This window comes from Frigoribacterium faeni (genome assembly GCF_007988805.1).
Taxonomy (GTDB): Bacteria; Actinomycetota; Actinomycetes; order Actinomycetales; family Microbacteriaceae; genus Frigoribacterium; species Frigoribacterium faeni.
The window spans coordinates 1-2,579 of the sequence record NZ_BJUV01000071.1 but is presented as its reverse complement, the minus strand read 5'-3'; the positions used below and the strand labels follow the sequence as shown (position 1 = coordinate 2,579).

The 2,579-nt window shown below is 70.2% G+C and carries 2 protein-coding genes; both read left to right on the top strand.

The window, feature by feature from the left end; translation table 11 throughout:
* The first annotated feature begins 60 nt into the window (after positions 1-60).
* Positions 61-1,083 (top strand): LacI family DNA-binding transcriptional regulator, encoded by a 1,023-nt coding sequence (locus tag FFA01_RS15725; RefSeq protein ID WP_167627412.1) that lies wholly within the window; start codon positions 61-63, stop codon positions 1,081-1,083.
* A 132-nt stretch (positions 1,084-1,215) separates the two neighbouring features.
* A complete protein-coding gene (locus tag FFA01_RS15720) occupies positions 1,216-2,571 on the top strand; it encodes an ABC transporter substrate-binding protein (protein ID WP_146857123.1) in 1,356 nt (451 codons plus the stop codon).
* Positions 2,572-2,579: the final 8 nt, after the last annotated feature.

Genomic DNA, 2,579 nt, shown 5'->3' with positions numbered 1-2,579 from the left:
AGGCCGCCCGGAGCCGTCGATCGTATGCTGGGCGCACGATCGACGACGAGGTGGACGAGCATGGCCGCAACCCGCGACGACGTGGCGCGTCTGGCAGGCGTCTCGTCGAGCACGGTGTCGTACGCGATCAGCGGGCGTCGCACCATCTCCACGGAGACGCGGCTGCGGGTCGAGCGGGCCATGGCCGAGCTCAACTACACGCCCAACGCCTTCGCCCGTGGTCTCGCGGGCTCGCGCGGCGGCATCCTCGCCCTGCACTACCCCTACGGTCGGCGCGGTGTGACGTCGTCCGAGTTCGAGTACGTCGCCGCGGCGACGGATCGCGCCCGAGCGCGGGGGTATCACCTGCTGCTCTGGTCGAACCCGATCGACGACGTCGAGGGGCTCGGCAGCCTGGTCAGCGAGGGCCTGGTCGACGGGGTCATCCTGATGGAGCTGACCGCGCACGACGCCCGCGTGCCCGTCCTCACGGCCGCCCGGATCCCGTTCACGAACATCGGTCGGCCGGACGACGCTCGGAGCCTCTGGTTCATCGACGCGGACTACGAGGCCATGGGCCGCCTCGCGATCGACCACCTCGCCGATCTGGGCCACGAGCGGGTGTTCTTCCTCAGCCAGACCATCGGCGCGGCCGAGCGGGGGTCGGGTCCGCTCGTCCGGGCGACGAGGTCCCTCGCGGCGCCCGCGGCCGACCGGGGCGTGCAGATCGAGACGCATCGGGCGGACATCTCGGTGTCGGGCGGCCGAGCCGCCTTCGACGCCTTCGACGCGAGGCCGTCCCGGCCGACGGCGGTGCTCGCCTTCAACGAGACGGCCCTGGCCGGCTTCGTCCAGGCGGCCGCCCTCGCCGGGCGTTCGATCCCCCATGATGTGACGGTGGTCGCCTTGAGCATCGGCGACCTCGCGGCCGACATGACCTCTCCCCCGCTCACCACGGTGTCGCCTCCCGGTGTCGAGATCGCGGCCGCCGCCGTCGATCACCTCGCCGACCGCCTCGAGGGTCGTCGGGAGGAGGCTCCGCATCTGCTGGTCGCCCCCGCCCTGGTGGTCCGGGGCAGCTCGGCCCGCGTCGGACACCGCTAGCACACCCGCTTGCGCCCCTCCTGCGAGTGTGTGACACTCATCGTCGACGCGCGTCGACGACGACGTGCGCCGGCGGTCTCCCTCGACAGCACGAGCGTCCCGCCGGACTTGCAACTCAACGAGGAGAATGTCATGCGAGCATCCCTGCACCGCCGATTCACGGCCCCTCTGGCCGTCCTGGCGGCTTCGAGCTTCCTGCTGGTCGGCTGCTCCGGCGGCGCCGACCCCAACGACCCCAACGCGGGCGGCGGAGCGGGTGACGTCGGCACGGCCGACGGCGTCGTCAACGTCTACGGCACCATCAACGGCGACGAGGCGACCCTTCTCGAGAAGTCGTGGGCCGACTGGGAGAAGGCCAACGACATCGACATCAAGTACACCGGCGACAAGGAGTTCGAGAAGCAGATCGGCATCAAGGTGCAGGGTGGCGACACCCCGGACCTGGCGATCTTCCCTCAGCCCGGACTGCTGGCCGACACGGTCGCCTCCGGCAAGGTCCAGGAGCTGCCCGCCGACGCTCTCGCCAACGTCAAGGAGGGCTGGTCCGAGGACTGGCAGAAGTACGGTCAGGTCGACGGCACCCAGTACGGCGCCCCGTTGATGGCGAGCGTCAAGGGCTACGTCTGGTACTCGCCGGCGAAGTTCGCCGAGTGGGGCGTCGAGGTGCCGAAGACGTACGACGACCTCGTCGCCGTCTCGAAGACCATCCAGGAGAAGACCGGAAGCGCCCCCTGGTGCGCCGGCTTCAACTCGGGTGAGGCGTCGGGCTGGCCCGGCACCGACTGGATCGAGGACCTCGTGCTCCGCGAGGCCGGCCCCGACGCCTACGACAAGTGGGTCGCGGGCGACACCGAGTTCACCGACCCCGACATCAAGGCCGCGTTCGACTCGGTCGGCACGATCCTGCAGGACCCGTCCATGGTCAACGCCGGCTACGGCGACGTGAAGTCGATCAACTCCACCGCGTTCGGCGACGTCGCCACCAACGTGGCGAACGGCAGCTGCGCGCTGACGCACCAGGCCTCGTTCTTCGAGGGCTTCCTCACCGCGGCGAACAACGCCGACGGTAAGCCCGCCACCGTCGCCGAGGACGGCGACGTCTGGGCCTTCCTCACCCCGCCGATGGCCGAGGGCGACCCCGCGGCCGTCACCGGCGGCGGCGAGTTCGTCGCGGCGTTCTCGAACGACGACGACACCGCCAAGGTCCAGGCGTACCTCGCCAGCGCCGACTGGGCCAACAGCCGCGTCTCGCTCGGCGGCGTCATCTCGGCCAACAAGGGCCTCGACCCCGCCAACGCCGGGAGCGACCTGCTGAAGAGCGCGGTCGAGATCCTGCAGGGCACCGACACCACCTTCCGCTTCGACGGCTCGGACCTGATGCCGAAGTCGGTCGGCTCGGACAGCTTCTGGAAGGGCATGGTCGACTGGATCGACGGAACCGACACCGACTCGGTGCTCGAAGAGATCCAGGCCGGCTACACCTCCTAGTCGCCTGA